Consider the following 19,072-nt stretch of genomic DNA (forward strand, 5'->3'; position numbering starts at 1 on the left):
GTGTCCGCGTCAGTGGTCTGGACTTTTACAGGGTAGAAGGTGACCCTGCCGTGGTCAGGGGTATGTGAAGTGGGAATTTACTTCGGGAAAATGCGATGGCGCTGAAGGACAAGTGTCCTCCCAGGCAACCAGGAAAGAAGTCCACAAACAGACCAGATGATGCGTTTGAGCTATGGTTGAAACGGGGGCTGCATCAATTGTTTGATGATGTGACCAGGGAGCCTGTGCCCGAGGAACTCCTGCGTCTGATTGAGGAAGACCGGAAGCGGACAAAATAGATGTCCGCTCCCCAATCTTCCGGTCAGCGCGGCAGGCAGTCCCGGCACCGGAGCCTGTCGACCCGGCTCGGGCGTGTGTTCGATGCGGTGCGTGGCCGGATGATGGCCATCATCCTGCTGGCCGCCATGCCGATCGCGCTGATTGGGGCGGTGCAGGCATGGCACAGTTATTACACCACGCTGGAAGCTCCCGGTTACCGCACGGACATGACGATAATACGTCTTGATCTGGAATTGCGGCATGAAGCCGAACATCTGGGGTCGCTGCTGCAGGCGGTCTCGCGCATGCGCCTTGATGACAACGGGCTGGAGCGCATGCTGGAACTGGTCCAGTCCCTGACCGGTCGGCACTACAGCCAGATCTCGCTGGCTGATGACAGGGGCAATATCCTTACATCTGTGGGGCGACGATCCGATTCAGCACCCCTGAGTGTGGCGGCCATGCCCCGCTTTCAGGGTGATGTCGCCATGGTTGCGATCCGGGACCCCGTGACGGGGGTGCCCGGTTTTTTTCGTATTACCGTCGCCACCATGATTGATGACGAGACGGGTCGTCCGGCGCGTTCGGGTTATCTGACGGCGGTGATGCCCCTGTCGTGGCGTAGCGGCATATTGCAGGCGAGTGATCCCCGGCGGGATCTCCTGCAGCAGAACGGCCCCATCGAGATCTGGATTCTGGATAATCTGGCACGTGCGGCTGTGCCCCTGTGTGCCGACTGTAATTGGGACATCCGCCCGTCAGGCCGGATCATGCAGTGGGCGCGCCGCATGCTGGCCCAGAATCAGGAAAATGCCCACATCACCCTGCCTGATGGCTCGTTTTCCATCGGGCGTGTGCAGGGTGGGGTGTATGTAATCGCGATGACGCGGCGCAACGCGGTCGAGCGGCATGCGGTTGTCATGTTCGCCGTGTCGCTGGTCAGCAGCGGTGTCCTGCTGCTGGTCGGGCTGCTGGGGGCATCCAAAAGCGCTGATGTGCTGGTTGTAACCCCGTTGCGGCAGCTTACCGCTTCGGTCAACCAGTGGCAGTTGGGGGGAATGTATGATGTCCGTTCCAACTGGGCCATGCCGCTGGAGGTCAGGCAGCTTGCCCACGCCTTCAGCAAGGCCACGCGTAAGCTGGCGCGGCATGAAAAACGGCTGGAGCGCGCACAGGCGCGGCAGGAACTCCTGCTCAAGGAGATGCATCACCGCGTCAAGAACAACCTGCAGATTGTCGCCTCGCTCCTTAACCTGCAGGCGGGGCGGATACGCCAGCCCGCCGCGCGGGAGGAATTTGCCCAGGCCCGCGACCGCGTGCGTGCCCTCGCGACCCTTCACCGTTACCTGTATGCCGATGGTGAACTGTATAGCCTGAACATGCAGAGCTTCGTGCGTGAACTGTGCGGCCAGATCATGCATGCCATCGGGGAATCCGATGAAAGCCGCATTACGCTCGATATCCGTGTCGATGACCTGCTGATGGTGCCCGATCAGGCCGTACCCCTCGCCCTGATCGTGACCGAGGCGGTGAGCAATACCCTGAAATATGCCTTCCCCGACCGTCAGCATGGCACATTGGAAGTGGGGCTGAAGGCGCTGGATGGAAGCAGGGCGTGTTTATGGATCGCCGATAATGGCGTGGGCATGGCTGCGTCACGCAACCATACGGCTGCGGAGGAGGCGCGTAGCGGCATAGGCATGCAGTTAATTCGGGGTTTTGCACGCCAGCTTGGTGGTGAACTGGAACTGTTTGAGGAAAACGGGACGCGCTACGTCCTTGTTTTTCCGTTAAAGCTGCCCGAGCCGGAAGATATGACGGCCTGAACGCATGCAAAAATGCATGGCAGAGTTATGGTATGGGCAGCTTATGGGGCGGCTTGATGGCTGTCCCTGTGCCGTGTCCTTCGGTATAGGGAGCGGTCATGAACGATGACAAGACAGTGATGAAGGCATGGACCAGGGCGCAGTCGCGTCTTGGGCGCGGACAGGCCATGCCGGTCATGGTGCTGGGTCTGGCCATAGCCGCGATTGCAGTGGGGCAGGTCTGGTGTGTAGCGAATGTGCTGGCCTGCGTGCTGGTGCCCGGCGGCATGCCGGTCGCAACATCGGCGCTGGCCAGTCTTGTCATCCTGTCACTATTGCGCGCGGTCGTGCAGATGGCGGCGGATGTCATGGCCGCCCGCGCGGGCATGAAGGCACGCAGGCGCCTGCGTGGCGGCGTGCTGGACGCTATCCTGCGCGGCGGGCCGGGGCTGTTACGACAGCACCATACGGGGGAACTGACCGCGCTGGCAGTTGACCGGATCGAGGCGCTGGACGGATTTTTTTCCCGCTGGCTGCCTGCTTCCGTCCTGTGGATGGCGGCCCCGCTGGTCATTGGCGGGCTTGCGGCCATCGTGCAGCCGGGTTCCGCGCTCATCATGGCGCTGTGTGGCATTGCCGTGCCCTTCGGGCAGGCCCTGTTCGGTATCGGGGCCGCCGTGGCGTCGCGTAACCAGTTCCTTGCCATGACCCGTTTGCAGGCCCGCTTTCTGGATCGCGTGCGGGGTATCGCCACCATCGTCCTGTCCGGTCAGACCGAAGCGGAAACCCGCCGCCTGGCCGCGGCAGCCGAAGAACTGCGCGTGCGTACCATGAAGGTGCTGCGGGTGGCCTTCCTGTCCTCTGCCTCCATAGACTGTGCGATGGTGGTCGCCCTTGTGCTGGTGGCGCTGCGTAACGGATCGCAGCTTATGACCCTGCATGAGCAGGGTGCCGCCGCGACCGTCATGGCGGCGCATGTGCTGCGCGGTCTGTTTGTCGTGCTGCTGGTGCCGGAATTCTTTGCTCCCTTCCGTAGCCTTGCACTGGCCTATCAGGACCGTGCCCACGCATCCGGTGCGGCGGCGGCCATGCGGATGCTGCCCGATGCCAGCACGGTCCGTGCCGCCGGTCAGGCCGTGTGCGATACGGGTCATGGGGTGGCCGTGGCGTTCGAGCATGTTGATTTCACATGGGATGCGGCGCGCGGCGTGACGCTAGACGATATTTCCTTTAGCGTTCCCGCCGGAAATACACTTGTGCTGTGCGGGGCATCGGGATCGGGCAAGTCCACGATCATCGAACTGCTGCTGGGCTTCATCCAGCCGGGCGGCGGACGCATCACCCTCAACGGCGTCGACATGACCACCATCATGCCCGAGGCGCTGGTGGCCATGACATCATGGATCGGGCAGAAGCCGGTCCTGTTCGCGGGTACGCTGCGCGAAAACATCCTGTTCGCCCGTCCGGACGCAACGGATGCGCAACTGCATGCGGCCCTTGAGGCGGCATCGGCGGACAGTTTCGTCGCCAGCCTGCCGCAGGGACTTGATACCTTCATTGGTGAAGGTGGCTTCGGTCTGTCCGGCGGGCAGGCGCAGCGCGTGGCGATCGCGCGCGCCTTTCTCAAGGATGCGCCGCTCGTGCTGCTTGATGAACCCACATCCCATCTTGACCCGGCGACCGAGGCCGACGTGTTCGACAGCCTGCGCAGGCTTGCGGCCAACCGCACCGTTATCCTCGCCAGTCATTCAGCGGCGGTGGAAGGTTTTGGCGGCCAGCGTATCGACCTCGACCGGGGCCGAATTGTCACCAGCGGGGAGAGCGCATCGTGAAGTCTTCCGACAGCCGGGCCGTCGCGCGGCAGGCACGACGTGAAGGTGTGCTGGCCCCCCTGTTCCAGATCCTGCATATCTGGCGCCAGCGCGCGCCGCTGCTTACGGCGGGTGCGATCCTGTCCCTGCTGGCGCTGCTGATCGGCCTGCTGCTGATGCGTGAGGCCGGTCTGCGCGTTGCCGCGATGACCATGGGCATGATCGTGATCACGACCGGGGCGCTGCGCATTCTGGGCAGTGCGCGCGTTATCCTGCGTTATGCCGAACGTCTGGTCACACATGATGCGATGTTCCGCGCCCTGGCTGATGTGCGGGTATGGTTTTTCCGTAACCTCGCACGCGGGGCGGCGGCCGGGCTGGGCTTCCGTCGCGCGGGGGATCTGCTGTCGCGTCTGGTTTCGGATGTCGAGGCGCTGGACGGTCTGTACCTGCGCATTATCGTGCCGCTGGCCGGTGCGCTGCTGGTCCTGCCTTTCCTGTTCATCGCCATCAATATGGTCAGCACCGTGCTGGCGGTTGTGGTGGCGGGGCTGTTCGCCTGTGGTGCGTTCGTCATGCCACTGATCGCGGCCATGCTGGGGCGGCGTGATGGCGGTATGGTCAACCATGCTGCGGCACAGTTGCGTATCGGCGTGCTGGACATGGTGGGTGGCCTGCGTGAAATCGCGACCTTCGGGGCGGAAGGACGCATGCTGGCCCATGTCCATGACCGTGATGCCGCACTGTATCGTGCGCAGATGAAGCAGGCCCGTATGCTTGCCCTTGCGGGAGCCGCGTCTTACCTGTGCGGTCAGGCGGCCGTGGTTGTGGTTCTGGCCGCGGCCATGGGGCTGGGCCTCCCGCGTATCGCGCCGCTGCCCGCCGCCGCCGTGCTGTTCCTGACGGTTGCAGCCTTTGAAAGCGTCGGGGGCCTGACCCGCGCGGGCGCCCTTGCCGGCACCATTACCCGTGCCGCCGCGCGCGTTGTGGCGGTGGCCGACCTGCCCGAACACGCCCCGGCGGAAGGCACGCAGCCTGCGCCCGCTGGCACCGACATCTGCTTCAATGACGTTTCTTTCCGCTGGGCGGAGGGACGCGCCCCGGTGATGGACCACCTTAACCTGAGTATTCCCGCCGGCCAGCGTATTGCCGTGCTGGGGCCATCCGGGGCTGGCAAGTCCACCCTTGCGGCGCTGCTGCTGAAGGTGGTGGCCCCGCAGGGCGGTCAGATCACGCTGGGGGGGACGGATATCGCCACCATCCGTGATGATGCGCTGCGCGGGCGGATTGCATGGCTTTCACAGGCGACGCATCTTTTCGCCGATACGATTCGTGCAAACCTGCTGCTGGGCCGCCCGGATGCGGATGAGGCCGAACTGTGGACCGCGCTGGAACAGGCGCAGGTGGCCGATGTGGTGCGGGACCTGCCCGAAGGGCTGGATAGCTGGCTGAGTGAAGGCGGCGCCAGCCTGTCGGGTGGACAGGGCAGGCGGCTTGCGCTGGCGCGGGTGCTGCTGTCGCGCGCGCCGATCCTGATACTGGATGAACCGGCAACGGGTCTGGATGCGCGTACCGAACAGGAATTCCTGCAGACCCTGAATGACGTGACCGAAGGTCGCACCGTCATCCTGATCGCCCATCGCCTGACCGGTGTTGAAAAGCTGGACAGCGTGTGGCGCATATCAGGCGGTAAAACGGTGGAATTGAGGTCGGAATAAGGCAGTCATCGCTGCTGCAAGGATTGACGTGTCCTGCCCCGCAGGGCACGAAGTATCGGAAAATCGGATCGGGCATACCAGTAGGCCGATAGCGGTCCGTCCTGAATAGCTGAAATGGGAGTTAATCCATCATGCGTCGCCTGTCCCTTTTTCTTGCTCTTGGTCTGCTGACAGGATGTGCTGGTGGCCATCCCGGCAAGTATATCGTGTTCTTTACCCAGAACTCCACGCAGCTTGACACGCCCGCGCAGACCGTCATCACGCAGGCCGCGCAGCGTGCGCTCGCCCATCATTCCAATGTGCGCGTGGAAGGGTATGCCGCCGCCAGTCACGACCTGTCGGCTGATGAACTGCTGGCCATCGACCGCGCCAAGATCGTGGCCCGTCAGCTTGCCGTCGATGGCGTGGACGCCAGCCGCATCAGCCAGCAGCCGCGTGGCCCGGTCAACAATGAAGATGGCGCCCTTGCTTCGCGCCGTGTCGAGATCGAGGTGGGTGGACACTGAGTACAGGCCCAGCCTTTGATGAAATGACCGGGCACGACGGCACGGTGCGCAATCCGCGCGATGTGCTGGCCGAGGTATTCGGTTTTCCTGATTTCCGCGGCCTGCAACAGCAGGCCGTGGATGAGGTTATGGCAGGACGTGACTGCCTTGTGCTGATGCCGACAGGCGGCGGCAAGAGCGTGTGCTATCAGGTGCCCGCCCTTGCCCGTCCGGGCACGGGACTGGTCATTTCCCCGCTGATCGCCCTTATGGATGATCAGGTCGCAGCCCTGCGGCAGCTTGGGGTCAATGCCGGCGCCCTGCATTCCGAACTTGAAGCCGATGATGCCGCGCGCGTCCGTTCGGACCTTATGGCCGGGCGGCTTGATATCCTGTATGTCTCCCCCGAACGGCTGCTTTTTCCGGGCATGCTGGAACGGCTTGGAAAACTGACGCTTTCCGTCATCGCGATTGACGAAGCGCACTGTATTTCAGCCTGGGGGCATGAATTCCGCCCTGAATACCGAGAACTCGCGGCCCTGCCGCAGCATTTCCCCAATGTACCGCGTATTGCCCTGACCGCGACGGCGGATGCTCGCACGCGCACCGATATCCTAGACGCACTGGCCATGCCCGATGCAACGGTGCTCAAGGCCAGTTTCCATCGCCCCAACCTTGATATCGCCGTAAGGCCCAAGACATCGGAACTGCGGCAGTTGACCGCGATACTGGATCGTCACCGGGGGGCGGCCTCCATCGTGTATTGCGGCAGTCGCAGCAAGACCGAACGTGTGGCCCGTTCGCTGGCAGGCAAGGGATATGCGGCGCTGCCCTTCCATGCCGGTCTGTCGCCGGTGGAAAAGCGTGCCGCACTCATGCGCTTCCGTTCAGGCGAACCGGTGGTGATTGTGGCGACCATCGCCTTTGGCATGGGTATCGACCGACCGGATGTCCGCGCCGTGGTGCATCTGGACATGCCATCTTCCCCCGAAGGGTATTACCAGCAGATCGGGCGTGCCGGTCGTGACGGGGAACAGGCCGAGACCGTCCTGCTATATGGCGGCGACGATATGGCCCGCGCACGCTACTGGCTGGAACAGTCCAACGCCCCGGATGCGCAGAAGCGGATCATGAGCGCCCGGCTGGAAGCCATGATCGCCCTGACCGAGACCACGGGCTGCCGTACGCAGGCCCTGCTGTCCTGCTTTGGCGAAGAACTCGAAAAACCCTGCGGGCATTGCGATAACTGTCGCAATCCGGTTGCGACATTCGATGGCACTGTCGCCGCGCAGAAAGTGCTGTCGGCCATCTACCGCACCGGGCAGCGTTTCGGCGCGGTGCATGTGGCGGGCGTGCTGCGGGGCAAGGCATCGGATATGACGGCCCGCCACGGGCATGAGAAGCTGAGCGTGTTCGGGATCGGCAGCGACCGGCCCGAGCCCTTCTGGCGCGGCGTGATCCGGCAACTGATCGCACGCGGCGCGATAAAGGTCAGCGGGGAATATAACGCCCTTGCCCTTGAGGAAGGACGCGCGCGTCCCATCTTGCGGGGTGAGGAACAGATCATGCTGCGTGAGGATGCGACCGAGGACCTGCGCGCGGCGGCACGGAGTTCGGGCAGTTCAGCACGCCCCCGGATGACCGACCTGACGCCCGAAGCCGCCGCCCGGTACGAAGCCCTGCGCACATGGCGGTTGGGGGAGGCACGGGAGCAGGAGATTCCGCCTTATGTCATTTTCCATGATGCCGTGCTGCATGATATTGCATGCGAACGTCCCACGACGCTGGATGAACTGGGCATGATCCGGGGTGTTGGCGGGTCCAAGCTGAGCCGTTATGGCGCGGCGGTGCTGGATGTGCTGGCGGATGTCGGCGCGTAGGCCCATCCGGGCTGCATTTTTTGTCTTAATCGCGGAATCAGGAACGGTTTTTCATGCGCTGCCCCTTTTGTGGACATGATGACACGCAGGTAAAGGACAGCCGTCCGCATGAGGACGGGGCCGCCATCCGCCGCCGCCGCATCTGCGGGTCATGCGGACAGCGTTTCACCACGATCGAACGTGTGCAGTTGCGTGATCTTGTGGTTATCAAGGCGGATAGCCGCCGCGTACCGTTTGAACGTGACAAACTGGCGCGCTCGGTGCGGATTGCGCTGCGCAAGCGCCCGGTGGATGCCGAGCGGATCGAACGCATCGTCAATGGTCTGGTGCGTCGCCTGGAAGCGATGGGTGAGACCGACATCCCTTCGCGCGATATCGGGCGGCTGGTCATGGATACGCTGCGTGAAATTGATTCCGTTGCCTATATCCGTTTCGCCAGCGTGCATTGGGATTTCCGGGAAACCAAGGATTTTGCTGATATTCTGGGCACGATATCGGCTTCCGTTTCGGGGGATGCGGGCGAAGACTTTCCCGCGGCCGAACCGAAAGGTAAAGATTGAACTGGACCCCGCCGCGCAAAGAGGCGATGAAGCCCTGATTTCGCAGCAATGCCACAGCAGGAGTAACGCGCCATGACACAGACAGACGGTGACCGGCAGCCCAACAAGGTCCGTTCCCGCACCGCATCGCGCGTGGCGGCCGTGCAGGCCCTGTTCCAGATTGAACAGGGCAACGAAAGCCCCGACAGTGTCATCAACCAGTTCAACCGTCACCGCCTGGGCACGTCGGCGTCCGAACAGTGCACCTATGCCGAAGGGCAGGTGCCCGATGCCGATGCCCGTCTGTTCGGGATTGTCGTGCGGGGGGCGATGGCCCGGCAGGATCGTATCGATGCGCTGCTGCATGAGATCCTGCCCGCGTCGTGGCCGCTGGCCCGTCTGGACCCGGTGCTGCGCGCCATCATGCACGCGGCTGGGGGCGAGATGACCGGCGGCGACCCGATCCCGGCGCGGGTCATCATCAATGAATACATGGATATTGCTCATGGCTTCCTTGCCGGTGACGAACCGCGCATGCTCAACGGCGTGCTGGATGCCCTGTCCCGTCGCCTGAAGGAACCGGCTGCTCCGGCGCAGGCTGAAACGGATACGACTGTTGTGGAAGACGCTGCCACGCCGGACGGCGCCGCGTCCTGATTACAGGTAGGGGAGACGGCCATCATGGGGCAGGACAGTCTGCCGGATAATGGTCTGCCCGCTGAATTCGGGTTCATAGCCCGTAATTTCCGTCCCCTTGCCGGGGACGGCGCGCTTGACCTGCGTGACGATGCCGCCGTGTTCACGCCACCCGCCGGACGACAGATTGTGGTGGCGGCGGACGCCATGGTGGAAGGCGTGCATTTCCTGCCCGATGACCCGCCGGATACGGTGGGCCGCAAGCTGTTGCGCTGCAACCTGTCCGACCTTGCGGCCATGGATGCCGTGCCCTTGGGCTACCTGTTGACGGTTTCCATGCCACCGGCGCGTGATGATGTGTGGTTTGCCGCCTTTGCCGCCGGTCTGGCGCAGGACCAGAAGCAGTTCGGCATTACGCTGCTGGGCGGGGACACCACATCCACATCCGGGCCGCTTGTGCTGTCGCTGACGGTTCTGGGCCATGTAGCACCCGGCATGGCGCTACGGCGCTGCGGTGCGCGCGTGGGGGATGGCATATGGGTGACCGGCACGATCGGTGATGGCGCGATGGGCCTGCTGGCGCGTCAGGGCAGGGTGGCGGACCCTGATGGTTTTCTGGCCAGCCGTTACCAGTTGCCCCGCCCCCGGCTGGGTCTGGAACTGGCGGGCGTAGCCACCGCTGGCATGGATATATCGGACGGGCTGGTGCAGGACCTGGGCCACATGGCGCGTGAAAGCGGCGTGGGGGCCGAAATCGGGTCCGCCCTGGTGCCGTTTTCCCCCACCGTACGTGCGCTGGGTCCGCAATGGCTGGAACACTGTCTGGCGGGGGGCGATGATTATGAACTGCTGCTTGCCGTGCCGCCGGAGCATGAACCGCAGCTTCTGCATCATGCCGCGCGACGTGATGTGCCCGTGACCCGTATCGGTCGGTTTGTGGCGGGGCGGGGCGTACGGGTGCTCAATGAATCCGGGGCGGAGATGGTCCTTGCCCGGCGGGGCTGGAGCCATCTGCCCTCCGCTATCTGAAGGGTCGTTCCCTCAGTCCACCAGTGACCTGTCATAAACCCGGTAGCGCTTGCACGGCTGCGGCGTGATGCGCTCGATCAGGCGGCGCATGGGCTGGTTCGTTTCCAGAACCCAGCCCAGTTCGATGGTGCGGTAAGGCAGGCTGCGGCCACGCTTCATAAGCTCGGTAATGGCCAGCGCGGGCATGATCGCCCCCAGCGCCGTGCCGTCGAGCCGGGAACTGACACCCAGCAAGATCACGCGCGCGGAATGGAATTCATGCCGCAGCAGCCGCTTGCCCAGCTTGATCCAGCCTAAGGGAGAGGGATCGCCATTCAGGTCCGATGAGATATCGAACACGTTGGGCACCACGAGGGCGACGCAGACCGGCTCGCCATTCTGTTCGATCAGCACGAAATGTTCAGGCTTGAGCAGGGGCTTGAGTTCAACGATCATGGACTGGATGTCCTCGCGCGCCAGCGGGATCGAACCCCAGTTGTTGCGCCAGGCATCGTTGTAAAGGCGGCGCAGGATCTCGCCATCCTCCTCAATCCGGTCCATGCGCAGGCCGCGCGTGGTCACATTGCCCAGCCGCCCTTCGCCCAGTCGCAGGCTGGAGGGGACCAGATGGGCTTCTTCCGCATCCGGGCCGGTCTTCATCTGATAGGCCAGCAGGTCATGCGCCTTCGTGCAGCCACAGGCTTCCATCATGGCGGGCAGCCAGTGCGGGTGCCACGGCATGGCCACCATGGGCAGGGCATGATGGCCGGACAGCATCATCCCGAACTCCCCATTACTGTCCAGCGTCTGGGGACCGCGCATGAGCTTCATGCCATGCTGGCGCAGCCATGCGCCCGCCGCATCCAGCAGGGCGGAAACGACGGCCATGTCGTCAATGGCGTCCAGCGCACCGAAAAAACCCACCGGCTCGCCATAATGTTCCATGGACACCGGGTCGATCTGGGCGGAAATGCGCCCCACGGCTTTTCCGCCGCGCATGGCCAGGAAATATTGCGCGCGGCCCTGTCGGAAGAAAGAGTTCTTGCGCGGGGTCAGCAGGTCGCGCTGCGTCAGTTCAAGCGGGGGCACATAGCCGGGCAGGCCGGCATACAGGCGGCGGGGCAACTGGATGAAGGTGGTCATCTGACGAAAGCCGGAAACGGGAATGATAGTAAGACGATCGGTTTCGTTCATGACCGGTTCGTTGCATCCTGACGTTACCGGCATCGACCTTCATTCCGGGGCGGAACAGGGCAGGCTATGCAGGTATGGGTTGAAAGAAATGATTCGGTTGTCCGTTCTGCTGCTGTGCTGATGGCACAGAAGGACCCCGAAAAGGAAGATGGACATGACAGGAAAGGTCGCTTCACGCATGGATGAAGGTGGATATGTGCTGATTACCGGGGCATCCAGCGGGATCGGGGCCGAACTGGCGGCGCTCTATGCCACGCGCGGGCGAGGGCTGGTCCTGTGGGGACGTGACGCGGTGCGGCTGGAAAACGTGGCCGGGCATGCGCGCAGCCGTGGGGTGAAGGTGCATACCCGTGTGCTTGACCTTATGGATGGGGCCGCCGCCATTGCGGCCCTGCGTGAGGATGATGGCAGCTATCCGCTGGATATCGCAATCCTCGCCGCCGGACTTGGTGACATGCGGCGCGGGAATGACGTGGTCGAACGGGCGGAGGATGTGCTGCGGCTGGGACTGGTCAATTACGCCACCCCATCAGCCATGGCCGCAGCCGCAGCAGAGTGCATGGTAAAACGCGGACGGGGACATATCGTGCTGATCGGTTCGGTCGCGGCCTTCCACGCGCTGCCTTTCGCCGCCGCCTATTCCGGTTCCAAGGCGGGGATCAAGCGCTTTGCCGAAGCCCAGCAGATGGCGCTTGCCCCGCTGGGTATCGGGGTAACGCTGGTTTCCCCCGGATTTGTGGACACCCCCATGAGCCGCCGTGTCGTCGGGGCCAAGCCGTTCATGCAGAGTGCGTCAGCAGCAGCGCGCAGGATCGCGGATGCGGTGGACCGGAACCGACCGCATCTGGTCTTTCCGTTCATATTTTCCGTGCTGCGCCTGATTGATACGCTGGTGCCATGGCCGTTCAAGCGGCGGATACTGTCCGCCATCAAGGCCGATCAGATGAACTGATGCGCTCACGCGGCGTCTTTCAGGGGGACATCAAACTTTCCGCAGGCGCTTTTGTGCGATGTGGCTGATGATATTCGGCCCGGACCGGTCTTTTTTTTGTGATGGATGTGGTAACGGATACGCCCGCGGTGCCTGAATTGTCCCGGTCCGGTTGCATTCCATGCCGGGGAAGGGACGGATCCGCAGGGGATTTTTGTTGATAATGGCCACGGAGCGTGACCGGACATGAAAGAGATCGTAGCAGTCGACATTGGCGGAACCCATGCGCGTTTCGCCATTGCCCAGGTTGATCAGGGCCGGGTCGTCACGCTGGGGGATGCCACGACGCTGAAATGCGCCGATCACGCCAGCCTGCAACTGGCATGGGAAGCGTTCAGCCGCCAGATCGGCCGCCCCCTGCCTGCTGCGGCAGGTATTGCCGTGGCCTGTCCCATCAAGGGGGACATGCTGAAGCTGACCAATAACCCGTGGGTGATCCAGCCCGCATGGCTGCCGGTCAAGCTCGGGGTGGATCAACTGGTTCTGGTCAATGACTTCGGTGCGGTCGGGCATGCGGTGGCGCAGGTCGGCGCGGACAGCCTTCAGCATATCTGCGGTCCTGACATCCCGCTGCCGGACCATGGCGTCACGACCATTGTGGGGCCGGGCACGGGCTTGGGTTCCGCCTATATCGTAAGGCGGAAGAACGGCTATGTGGTGTGCGAAACGGAAGGTGGCCATATCGACTTTTCCCCCGTCGACCAGTTCGAGGACCGTATCCTTGGCGTGCTGCGCAGGCGTTACCGGCGCGTGTCGGTCGAACGCGTGGTATCGGGACCGGGTCTTCTGAACCTGTATGAGGCGATTGCCGAAATGGGTGAACTCTCGGTCAAGGCGCGTGACGACAAGGCTCTATGGACCATGGCGCTGGAAGGCAGCGAACCGGTGGCCGCCGCTGCACTGGAGCGGTTCTGCCTCAGCCTTGGCACGGTTGCGGGCGATCTGGCGCTGGCGCAGGGGGCCAATGCCGTTGTCATCGCCGGGGGGCTTGGCCTGCGTCTGGCCGAACATCTGCCCCGTTCCGGCTTTGCCGAACGGTTCGTGGCCAAGGGCCGGTTTGAAGGCATGATGGCGGATATGCCCGTCAAGCTGATTACCTATCCCCAGCCCGGCCTGCTTGGTGCTGCCGCAGCCTTTGCCGAGGCCTATCGCTGATTTACGTGCTGCGTAACCCCCGGCAGGTCTGAGGGGAGGGGGCCTACCCTTCCCACAGATGGCCGGGCATCGCGTCATAATGCCGTGTCAGCATATCCAGCAGCAGCGCCAGCACGCCATCCATATGCTGCGGTGTGGCGGGTACAACCCGAGAGGTTTCCTCCCGTGCCGGTCGCCCATGGATCAGCGCCGCGATCAGGATGCGTTCGTAACGATAGCCGATAATGCCATGGATATAGCGGTAGCGGTTGATCGACCCCCGCCGTCCGTTCAGGGGACGATGGGACAGGCCGCATGACGTGCGGTCCAGTTGCGGATCTTCCTGCCCCATGACCCCGATGCGGTAATCCGCAGCCCAGAACCGGGCCGCCGCGATATGATGGGGGGCGATGATGCCGTTGCGGCGCAGGGCCTCGATCGCGGGGGGCAGGGGCAAACCGCATCCGTCATCCCCGCCGGATGCAGATGGCGGGGCAGGCAGGGAAAACAGACGGTCAGCAGGCAAGAAGTGCCCTTTCATGGCAGCGTGTCGTCATATCATCTTCATGATCCGGCGGACGGGTCAATCGGCAGTATGTATCCGCTGCGTATCTATCATCCGCCGTCCTGCCATCAACCTTATGAATGTGGCGACTATCCGCTTGCGCTTTGGGGAAATCCCTGTTGCCAGACAGGCATGATCCTGCGTGTCGGCTTTCATCCGGGCTGATGCGCCGAATCCCCACCCGAAATCTGTCCCGTATGATTGGTCAGGCAAAGCGGGCCTGAAAAAAAACGGCACCACCCCGTTGGAGGGGGTGATGCCGCAAGGTGCCGTGGGAAAAGTCGGGAAATCGACGGTTGGGAATCTGCCGGGACCCACGGGGTGAATTCCCTATACTGATAATAATTATCATTATCAAGAAAAAAGGGTGCCAGCCCGAATCGTGCCCTGTGGACCCCGATACGAAAACGTGGTGCCATGCTCTCCGATATCGTCCACAGCAGGCAGGGAAAGAATGGCCATTACACCGCTTGAGGTCGCAGCACAGCGCACAGGGGGACGGCGCGGGGCCGATATTCTGCTGGAAATCCTGGAAAGTGAGGGGGTGCGCTACATATTCGGCAACCCCGGCACGACGGAACTGCCGCTGATTGACGCGCTCCAGCGTCGCCCGGACCTGAGCTATATCCTCGCCCTGCAGGAAGCGAGCGTGGTGGCGATGGCCGATGGCTATGCGCAGGCGGCGGGGCGGCCGGGTTTCCTTAACCTGCATACGGCTGGTGGGCTGGGTCATGGCATGGGCAATCTGCTCAATGCCAGTGTGTCGCAGACGCCGCTGGTCGTGACGGCGGGCCAGCAGGATTCGCGCCATACGATTTCCGATCCGCTGCTGTTTGGTGATCTGGTCAGCATCGCAACGCCTGCGGTCAAATGGGCGCAGGAAGTCCTGCATGCGGACCAGTTACCGGTGCTGGTGCGCCGGGCTTTCAACGATTCAATGGCCGCCCCGTCCGGCCCGGTTTTCCTCTCCCTGCCCATGGATGTGATGGAGGAACCCAGTGATATCGGCATCGGCGCACCGTCCGTCATCAATCGGGAATCCATAGCAGGCGGCCTGCCTGAACTGGCCCGTGCGCTGGCGGGTATCACGCCGGGGCGACTTGCCATCATCGCGGGGGATGAAGTGCATGGGGCCAATGCCGCAACGCAGGTCGCGGCGGTAGCGGAACTGCTGGGTGCGCCGGTTTATGGCGCATCATGGCCGTCGCGCATTCCGTTTGCCACGTCCTGTCCGCTATGGGCGGGAAACATGCCCACCCGCGCCACCGATATCGCACGCCGTCTGGCGGATTATGATGCGATCTTTGCGCTGGGCGGCAAATCGCTGATTACCATTCTGTATTCCGAAGGCTCGCCCGTGCCGCCGTCCTGCGCGGTCTATCAGGTCTCGGCTGATGCGCGGGATCTTGGCCGTACGTTCCAGACCCCGCTTTCGCTTGTGGGCAATATCCGTGCCTCTCTTGATGTCCTGCTTCCCCTGCTGGAACGCGAAACACAGCCCCGTCAGGCGCAGTTCCGTGCCGCAAGGGAGGTTGTCGTCGCGGCCCGCAACAGCAAACGGAACGAGGCTGAACAACTGGTCGCCCGGCATCGGGCCGATCCGGTCATCGCCCCGTGTGTTGCAGCCCATGAAGCCGTGCGGGCCATTGGTCCCCATGTTGCAATCGTGGACGAGGCCATTGCCACGTCATCCTATGTGCGCATGTTCCTGAACAGTGACTGGGTTGCGCAGTATTCCTTCCTGCGTGGTGGCGCGCTGGGCTGGGGCATGCCTGCCGCAGTTGGCGCATCGCTGGGGCTGGGACGTGAGCCGGTCGTCTGTCTTGTCGGGGACGGCGCGGCACTCTATTCACCGCAGGCATTGTGGACCGCCGCACATGAACGGCTGCCGGTAACCTTCGTGGTCATGAACAACCGCGAATATAACGTGCTGAAAGGTTTCATGCGGGGACAGACGCATTACGTCTCGGCGCGTGAAGGCAATTTCCTGGCAATGGATATTAACGATCCACCGGTGGATTATCAGGCGATGGCGCGTTCTTACGGGCTGGAATCGCGCCTCATCACGCGTGTAGGTGATATTGCCCCCGCCATCGAGGCCGCGATGGCTTCCGGCCGCCCCAACGTGGTGGAGATCATGATCAGCACGGTCTGAAGGTTGGAGAGGGGGCGGTCTGGCCGCCCCTTAGCGGATGGGGAAAGAGCAGGTTGCGGGGACGGTATCCGCCCGCTCCCCACCGGGATCGACACGCAGGGTCAGGCGCATGACCGCCGCTGCCAGATGGCCGCCGCTGGTACGCATGGATGCCTTGATGTCCACACCCTGATTGTTATCAAGGACCGCCACATTCCGCCCTTTCCCAATCGTGGCTTCCGCACGTACGGACCAGTATGTGCCATTGAAGTCGGACAGGCGGGCGAGATTGTAGACCTTACCTTCACCCTTGAGGGTGCTGTAGCCAAAGCCTACGGCACCCCCCCCGTGCAATTTGACGGGATAGGAGTGGGTACCGAAATAAAGGCGTCCTTTACCCCATGAATAACCGCCCCCAAGGGCTGCATCATGCAGGGTGAAACACAGCTTGCCGGTTTTCTGTCCCAGTGCGTCCGTTGCCCACGCAGATGAGGCTGCCAGGAGTCCCGCAGCAAGAATAACAGGGGCTGAAAGCAGAGCTGGTCGCACGGTATGTTCCTGCTACGATATGCTGGCTGGGGAGCATATATGGGAATCAAGAGGGCGCCGGTACGATTACCGGGTTCACTCATTGTTTTTCAGTCGATTATCGGCAAAAGGCAACCCCTGTCTGAAACTTGACGGCCCGGTGGCGGGAATGTGCAGCCGGGGCGGGAGGGGACCCCATGTGTTTCACAACGGTTTCAATGAATTACGATAATGCAGCCTGCCAGTCCGTGCTGCATCGGATTCGCACGCAGCGCCCGTTTGTATATGGGCTGACCAATTACGTCGCAGCGACCCTGAGTGCCAATGTACTGCTGGCAGCCGGGGCCGCCCCGGCCATTGGTGCGGCTCCCGGCTGGGCCACGGGTTTTGGGGGGCATGCCGGGGCGATGTGGATCAACGCGGCGGGACTGATCAACTGCACAGCACAGGACATGCACGATGCGGTTACGGCTGCGCAGGGCAATGGCGTGCCATGGGTTCTGGACCCGGTGGCGATGGGGGCGGGGGTCAGTCAATATGATGCGATCATTCGCGATCTCGCCTCAGGCGGCCCGGCAGCCATTCGGGGCAATGCCAGCGAGGTGATGGCTCTGGCAGGTGGAGGTGCGACGGCGAAGGGAGTGGAAACCACTGCATCCATCACGCAGGCCCTGCCGCTGGCGCGTGAACTGGCATCTTCGCGGGGTGTAATCGTGGCAATCAGCGGGCCGGAAGATCATATTCTCGCCCCCGATGGCCGTCATGTCACGGTGCCCGGCGGCGACCCCATGCTGACGATGGTAACGGGAATGGGCTGCGCGCTGGGGGGATTGGTTGCGGCCTGCCTGGCGGTCACGCCCACTGGTCCTGACCGTCTGGTTGCGGTGGCGGCGGCACATGCCCTTTACGCCCGCGCCGCCGAAATCGCGGCCCGTTCCGCCCAGGGCACGGCATCCTTTGCAACCGGTTTTGTCGATGCGCTGTCCCGGCTCCAGCAGACCGCCGGACCCGGAGCTTCCGGTTGATCAGGAAATATCAGCCATAAGGGAAACATGGGCTGCGATGATCTTCCACCCTGCCAGGGTGCGCAGCCATGTCTGGCTCTGCCTGCCGATCCGTTCTCCCCCATGGCGGCGGAATTCCAGATCGACCGTCCCGACATCCGCGCCGATCGCGGTAATATGGCGGCGCAGCACATCGCGCGGTGGCGATCCGCCTGTTCGATTGCGCCGGAAGGCCGCGATTTCATCAAACCCGTACAGCGTCTCGCCCACGCCATAGCGCACGGTTTCCGGTCCCTGATAAAACAGGGCGTCGAGTTCCGGGATGTCGTTCCGGCCCAATGCGCTTTCGTAGCGATCGGACATGGCCGTCAGTTCAGCTACGATTTCAGGCCGGTTCAGTTCAGGAGCCATGGGTATTTCCGTCAGGTATGGAAGATTATTTCGTCGGGGCGGATGCCGGTGCTGCGGCTGGAGCCGCTTCGTCCGTTACATTGATAACAGCCTCATCCGAAATGGACAGCACTTCGGAAGGCGGGCGCCGTGCGACTTCATCCGTCTTGCGTGCCAGGTCGTTGGTTACGGTTTTTAGTTCCCCAACCTCGGCCCGGACATCGTTCAGGATCTCGATCAGCGCTGCATGATCTTCTGCCGCTCGCTGGTCCGTTCCCCGGCTCAGAACCGCATTGCCGACCATAAGGGCGGGCAGGGCAACAAGCTGGATGCAGTTGCTTATATAGAGAAGCGTATTCTGCCACGCTGGCGCGGCAAGGGGGATCAGCGAAAAGACCAGAAAGGCATAGACGCACCAGATGCTCCCGAAGATGATCGTCATGCGCACGGCAATCCGGTCATTCACATAGGTGACGAGGGAAGGTTTGTTCGATGGGTTCGGCATGGAAACCTGTTGTGACAATGCGTTGCGGTATAAGGCGGGTATGTCCCAAAATCTGGCGTCATGCGCCTGCCTTGAACGGATAGGATTTATACCAAGGGTAAGGGAACCACAGCATGCAGTGATGCCCGGTAGCCGCCCGCATCGAAGGCAATGGAATTTCTTAAAATGGAATAGGGCAGTTCTCGGCCAATGTTCCCCGTTTGTGTCAATATTTGAGAAAGTTTTTCCGCCTCAATGTCATTTTTCTGATTGACGGTATGACCGGTGGGTCCTATATCCCCCTTCACCGGCGGCGCTGAGGGAAACTTCTTGAGCTTCCCCGGCGGATTTGCTAGGTTATTCGGCCCTACGGGGTTTGGATCTTTGACAAGAGAATATGAGAGTATCTGGAAGGGATATGCTGGCGGCGCGGTTGTTGCTCTTAGGGGCGATGATTGGCGGTCTGGACTGGGTGAGACTAGTCTAGGTAGCTTTGCGTATCTTTTTA

General features: G+C 62.5%; 19 protein-coding genes. 13 read left to right on the forward strand and 6 right to left on the reverse strand.

Annotated features, from left to right (window positions below):
- The first annotated feature begins 95 nt into the window (after positions 1–95).
- From ACBR42_RS01860 to thiL, 9 genes are all read left to right on the forward strand, one after another.
- Positions 96–278: a hypothetical protein gene (locus ACBR42_RS01860; RefSeq protein WP_110548140.1), complete on the forward strand. Its 183-nt coding sequence runs from the start codon at positions 96–98 to the stop codon at positions 276–278.
- Positions 279–2,084, forward strand: a complete 1,806-nt coding sequence (locus tag ACBR42_RS01865; RefSeq protein WP_371207144.1) for a sensor histidine kinase — start codon at positions 279–281, stop codon at positions 2,082–2,084.
- A gap of 98 nt (positions 2,085–2,182) precedes the next feature.
- Positions 2,183–3,895 carry a thiol reductant ABC exporter subunit CydD gene (gene cydD / locus ACBR42_RS01870; protein ID WP_371207145.1) on the forward strand — a complete coding sequence of 571 codons (1,713 nt, stop codon included), beginning with the start codon at positions 2,183–2,185 and terminating at the stop codon, positions 3,893–3,895.
- On the forward strand, positions 3,892–5,592 hold the full coding sequence (gene cydC, locus ACBR42_RS01875) for a thiol reductant ABC exporter subunit CydC (protein WP_371207146.1): 1,701 nt from the start codon (positions 3,892–3,894) through the stop codon (positions 5,590–5,592). Before cydD ends, cydC begins: the two co-directional genes overlap by 4 nt.
- A 131-nt stretch (positions 5,593–5,723) precedes the next feature.
- Complete coding sequence (locus ACBR42_RS01880) at positions 5,724–6,098, forward strand: OmpA family protein (RefSeq protein WP_102324458.1); 375 nt, start codon at positions 5,724–5,726, stop codon at positions 6,096–6,098.
- A 23-nt stretch (positions 6,099–6,121) separates the two neighbouring features.
- Positions 6,122–7,957, forward strand: a complete 1,836-nt coding sequence (gene recQ, locus ACBR42_RS01885) for a DNA helicase RecQ (RefSeq protein ID WP_118962382.1) — start codon at positions 6,122–6,124, stop codon at positions 7,955–7,957.
- 53 nt (positions 7,958–8,010) lie between these two features.
- Positions 8,011–8,517: a transcriptional regulator NrdR gene (nrdR, locus tag ACBR42_RS01890; RefSeq protein WP_102324456.1), complete on the forward strand. Its 507-nt coding sequence runs from the start codon at positions 8,011–8,013 to the stop codon at positions 8,515–8,517.
- 72 nt (positions 8,518–8,589) lie between these two features.
- Entirely contained in the window at positions 8,590–9,153 is a 564-nt protein-coding gene (nusB, locus tag ACBR42_RS01895; RefSeq protein WP_102324455.1) for a transcription antitermination factor NusB, read from the forward strand.
- Positions 9,154–9,177: 24 nt separating this feature from the next.
- The gene (gene thiL / locus ACBR42_RS01900) at positions 9,178–10,161 is read left to right on the forward strand and encodes a thiamine-phosphate kinase (protein ID WP_371207148.1); all 984 of its coding nucleotides are present in this window, start codon (positions 9,178–9,180) and stop codon (positions 10,159–10,161) included.
- Positions 10,162–10,173: 12 nt separating this feature from the next.
- Here thiL and ACBR42_RS01905 read toward each other — a convergent pair whose 3' ends face one another.
- Positions 10,174–11,334 (reverse strand): hypothetical protein, encoded by a 1,161-nt coding sequence (locus ACBR42_RS01905; RefSeq protein WP_102324453.1) that lies wholly within the window; start codon positions 11,332–11,334, stop codon positions 10,174–10,176.
- Between the two features lie 154 nt (positions 11,335–11,488).
- On the opposite strand from ACBR42_RS01905, the gene ACBR42_RS01910 reads away from it, so the two are divergent.
- Complete coding sequence (locus ACBR42_RS01910) at positions 11,489–12,286, forward strand: SDR family oxidoreductase (RefSeq protein ID WP_132305826.1); 798 nt, start codon at positions 11,489–11,491, stop codon at positions 12,284–12,286.
- 225 nt (positions 12,287–12,511) lie between these two features.
- The gene (gene glk, locus ACBR42_RS01915; RefSeq protein WP_102324452.1) at positions 12,512–13,480 is read left to right on the forward strand and encodes a glucokinase; all 969 of its coding nucleotides are present in this window, start codon (positions 12,512–12,514) and stop codon (positions 13,478–13,480) included.
- Between the two features lie 43 nt (positions 13,481–13,523).
- Here the strand turns inward: glk and ACBR42_RS01920 are convergent, their stop codons facing one another.
- Positions 13,524–13,985, reverse strand: a complete 462-nt coding sequence (locus ACBR42_RS01920; RefSeq protein WP_102324809.1) for a hypothetical protein — start codon at positions 13,983–13,985, stop codon at positions 13,524–13,526.
- Positions 13,986–14,478: 493 nt separating this feature from the next.
- Between ACBR42_RS01920 and ACBR42_RS01925 the strand changes: the two genes are divergently transcribed.
- The gene (locus ACBR42_RS01925) at positions 14,479–16,179 is read left to right on the forward strand and encodes a thiamine pyrophosphate-binding protein (RefSeq protein WP_371207149.1); all 1,701 of its coding nucleotides are present in this window, start codon (positions 14,479–14,481) and stop codon (positions 16,177–16,179) included.
- 30 nt (positions 16,180–16,209) lie between these two features.
- On the opposite strand, the gene ACBR42_RS01930 is transcribed toward ACBR42_RS01925, so the two are convergent.
- Positions 16,210–16,707, reverse strand: coding sequence for a hypothetical protein (locus tag ACBR42_RS01930; RefSeq protein ID WP_174234067.1), 498 nt, complete (start codon positions 16,705–16,707; stop codon positions 16,210–16,212).
- Positions 16,708–16,883: 176 nt separating this feature from the next.
- On the opposite strand from ACBR42_RS01930, the gene ACBR42_RS01935 reads away from it, so the two are divergent.
- Positions 16,884–17,711, forward strand: coding sequence for a hydroxyethylthiazole kinase (locus ACBR42_RS01935; RefSeq protein ID WP_371207150.1), 828 nt, complete (start codon positions 16,884–16,886; stop codon positions 17,709–17,711).
- Here the strand turns inward: ACBR42_RS01935 and hpxZ are convergent, their stop codons facing one another.
- From hpxZ to ACBR42_RS01950, 3 genes are all read right to left on the reverse strand, one after another.
- Positions 17,712–18,101: an oxalurate catabolism protein HpxZ gene (hpxZ, locus tag ACBR42_RS01940; RefSeq protein ID WP_371207151.1), complete on the reverse strand. Its 390-nt coding sequence runs from the start codon at positions 18,099–18,101 to the stop codon at positions 17,712–17,714.
- 25 nt (positions 18,102–18,126) lie between these two features.
- Positions 18,127–18,585 carry a hypothetical protein gene (locus ACBR42_RS01945; RefSeq protein WP_110548148.1) on the reverse strand — a complete coding sequence of 153 codons (459 nt, stop codon included), beginning with the start codon at positions 18,583–18,585 and terminating at the stop codon, positions 18,127–18,129.
- 86 nt (positions 18,586–18,671) lie between these two features.
- On the reverse strand, positions 18,672–19,072 hold a 401-nt coding region (locus tag ACBR42_RS01950), incomplete at its 5' end, for a hypothetical protein (RefSeq protein ID WP_371207152.1).

Source organism: Komagataeibacter sp. SM21 (assembly GCF_041402665.1).
Lineage (GTDB): Bacteria > Pseudomonadota > Alphaproteobacteria > Acetobacterales > Acetobacteraceae > Komagataeibacter > Komagataeibacter saccharivorans.

What these genes read in the sequence shown, in the direction of transcription:
- ACBR42_RS01860 (WP_110548140.1), top strand. Translation starts at nt 96, where the DNA reads ATGGCGCTGAAGGACAAGTGTCCTCCCAGGCAACCAGGAAAGAAGTCC.
- ACBR42_RS01865 (WP_371207144.1), top strand. Translation starts at nt 279, where the DNA reads ATGTCCGCTCCCCAATCTTCCGGTCAGCGCGGCAGGCAGTCCCGGCAC.
- cydD (WP_371207145.1), top strand. Translation starts at nt 2,183, where the DNA reads ATGAACGATGACAAGACAGTGATGAAGGCATGGACCAGGGCGCAGTCG.
- ACBR42_RS01880 (WP_102324458.1), top strand. Translation starts at nt 5,724, where the DNA reads ATGCGTCGCCTGTCCCTTTTTCTTGCTCTTGGTCTGCTGACAGGATGT.
- recQ (WP_118962382.1), top strand. Translation starts at nt 6,122, where the DNA reads ATGACCGGGCACGACGGCACGGTGCGCAATCCGCGCGATGTGCTGGCC.
- nrdR (WP_102324456.1), top strand. Translation starts at nt 8,011, where the DNA reads ATGCGCTGCCCCTTTTGTGGACATGATGACACGCAGGTAAAGGACAGC.
- nusB (WP_102324455.1), top strand. Translation starts at nt 8,590, where the DNA reads ATGACACAGACAGACGGTGACCGGCAGCCCAACAAGGTCCGTTCCCGC.
- thiL (WP_371207148.1), top strand. Translation starts at nt 9,178, where the DNA reads ATGGGGCAGGACAGTCTGCCGGATAATGGTCTGCCCGCTGAATTCGGG.
- ACBR42_RS01905 (WP_102324453.1), bottom strand. Translation starts at nt 11,334, where the DNA reads ATGAACGAAACCGATCGTCTTACTATCATTCCCGTTTCCGGCTTTCGT.
- ACBR42_RS01910 (WP_132305826.1), top strand. Translation starts at nt 11,489, where the DNA reads ATGACAGGAAAGGTCGCTTCACGCATGGATGAAGGTGGATATGTGCTG.
- glk (WP_102324452.1), top strand. Translation starts at nt 12,512, where the DNA reads ATGAAAGAGATCGTAGCAGTCGACATTGGCGGAACCCATGCGCGTTTC.
- ACBR42_RS01925 (WP_371207149.1), top strand. Translation starts at nt 14,479, where the DNA reads ATGGCCATTACACCGCTTGAGGTCGCAGCACAGCGCACAGGGGGACGG.
- ACBR42_RS01935 (WP_371207150.1), top strand. Translation starts at nt 16,884, where the DNA reads ATGTGTTTCACAACGGTTTCAATGAATTACGATAATGCAGCCTGCCAG.
- hpxZ (WP_371207151.1), bottom strand. Translation starts at nt 18,101, where the DNA reads ATGGCTCCTGAACTGAACCGGCCTGAAATCGTAGCTGAACTGACGGCC.
- ACBR42_RS01945 (WP_110548148.1), bottom strand. Translation starts at nt 18,585, where the DNA reads ATGCCGAACCCATCGAACAAACCTTCCCTCGTCACCTATGTGAATGAC.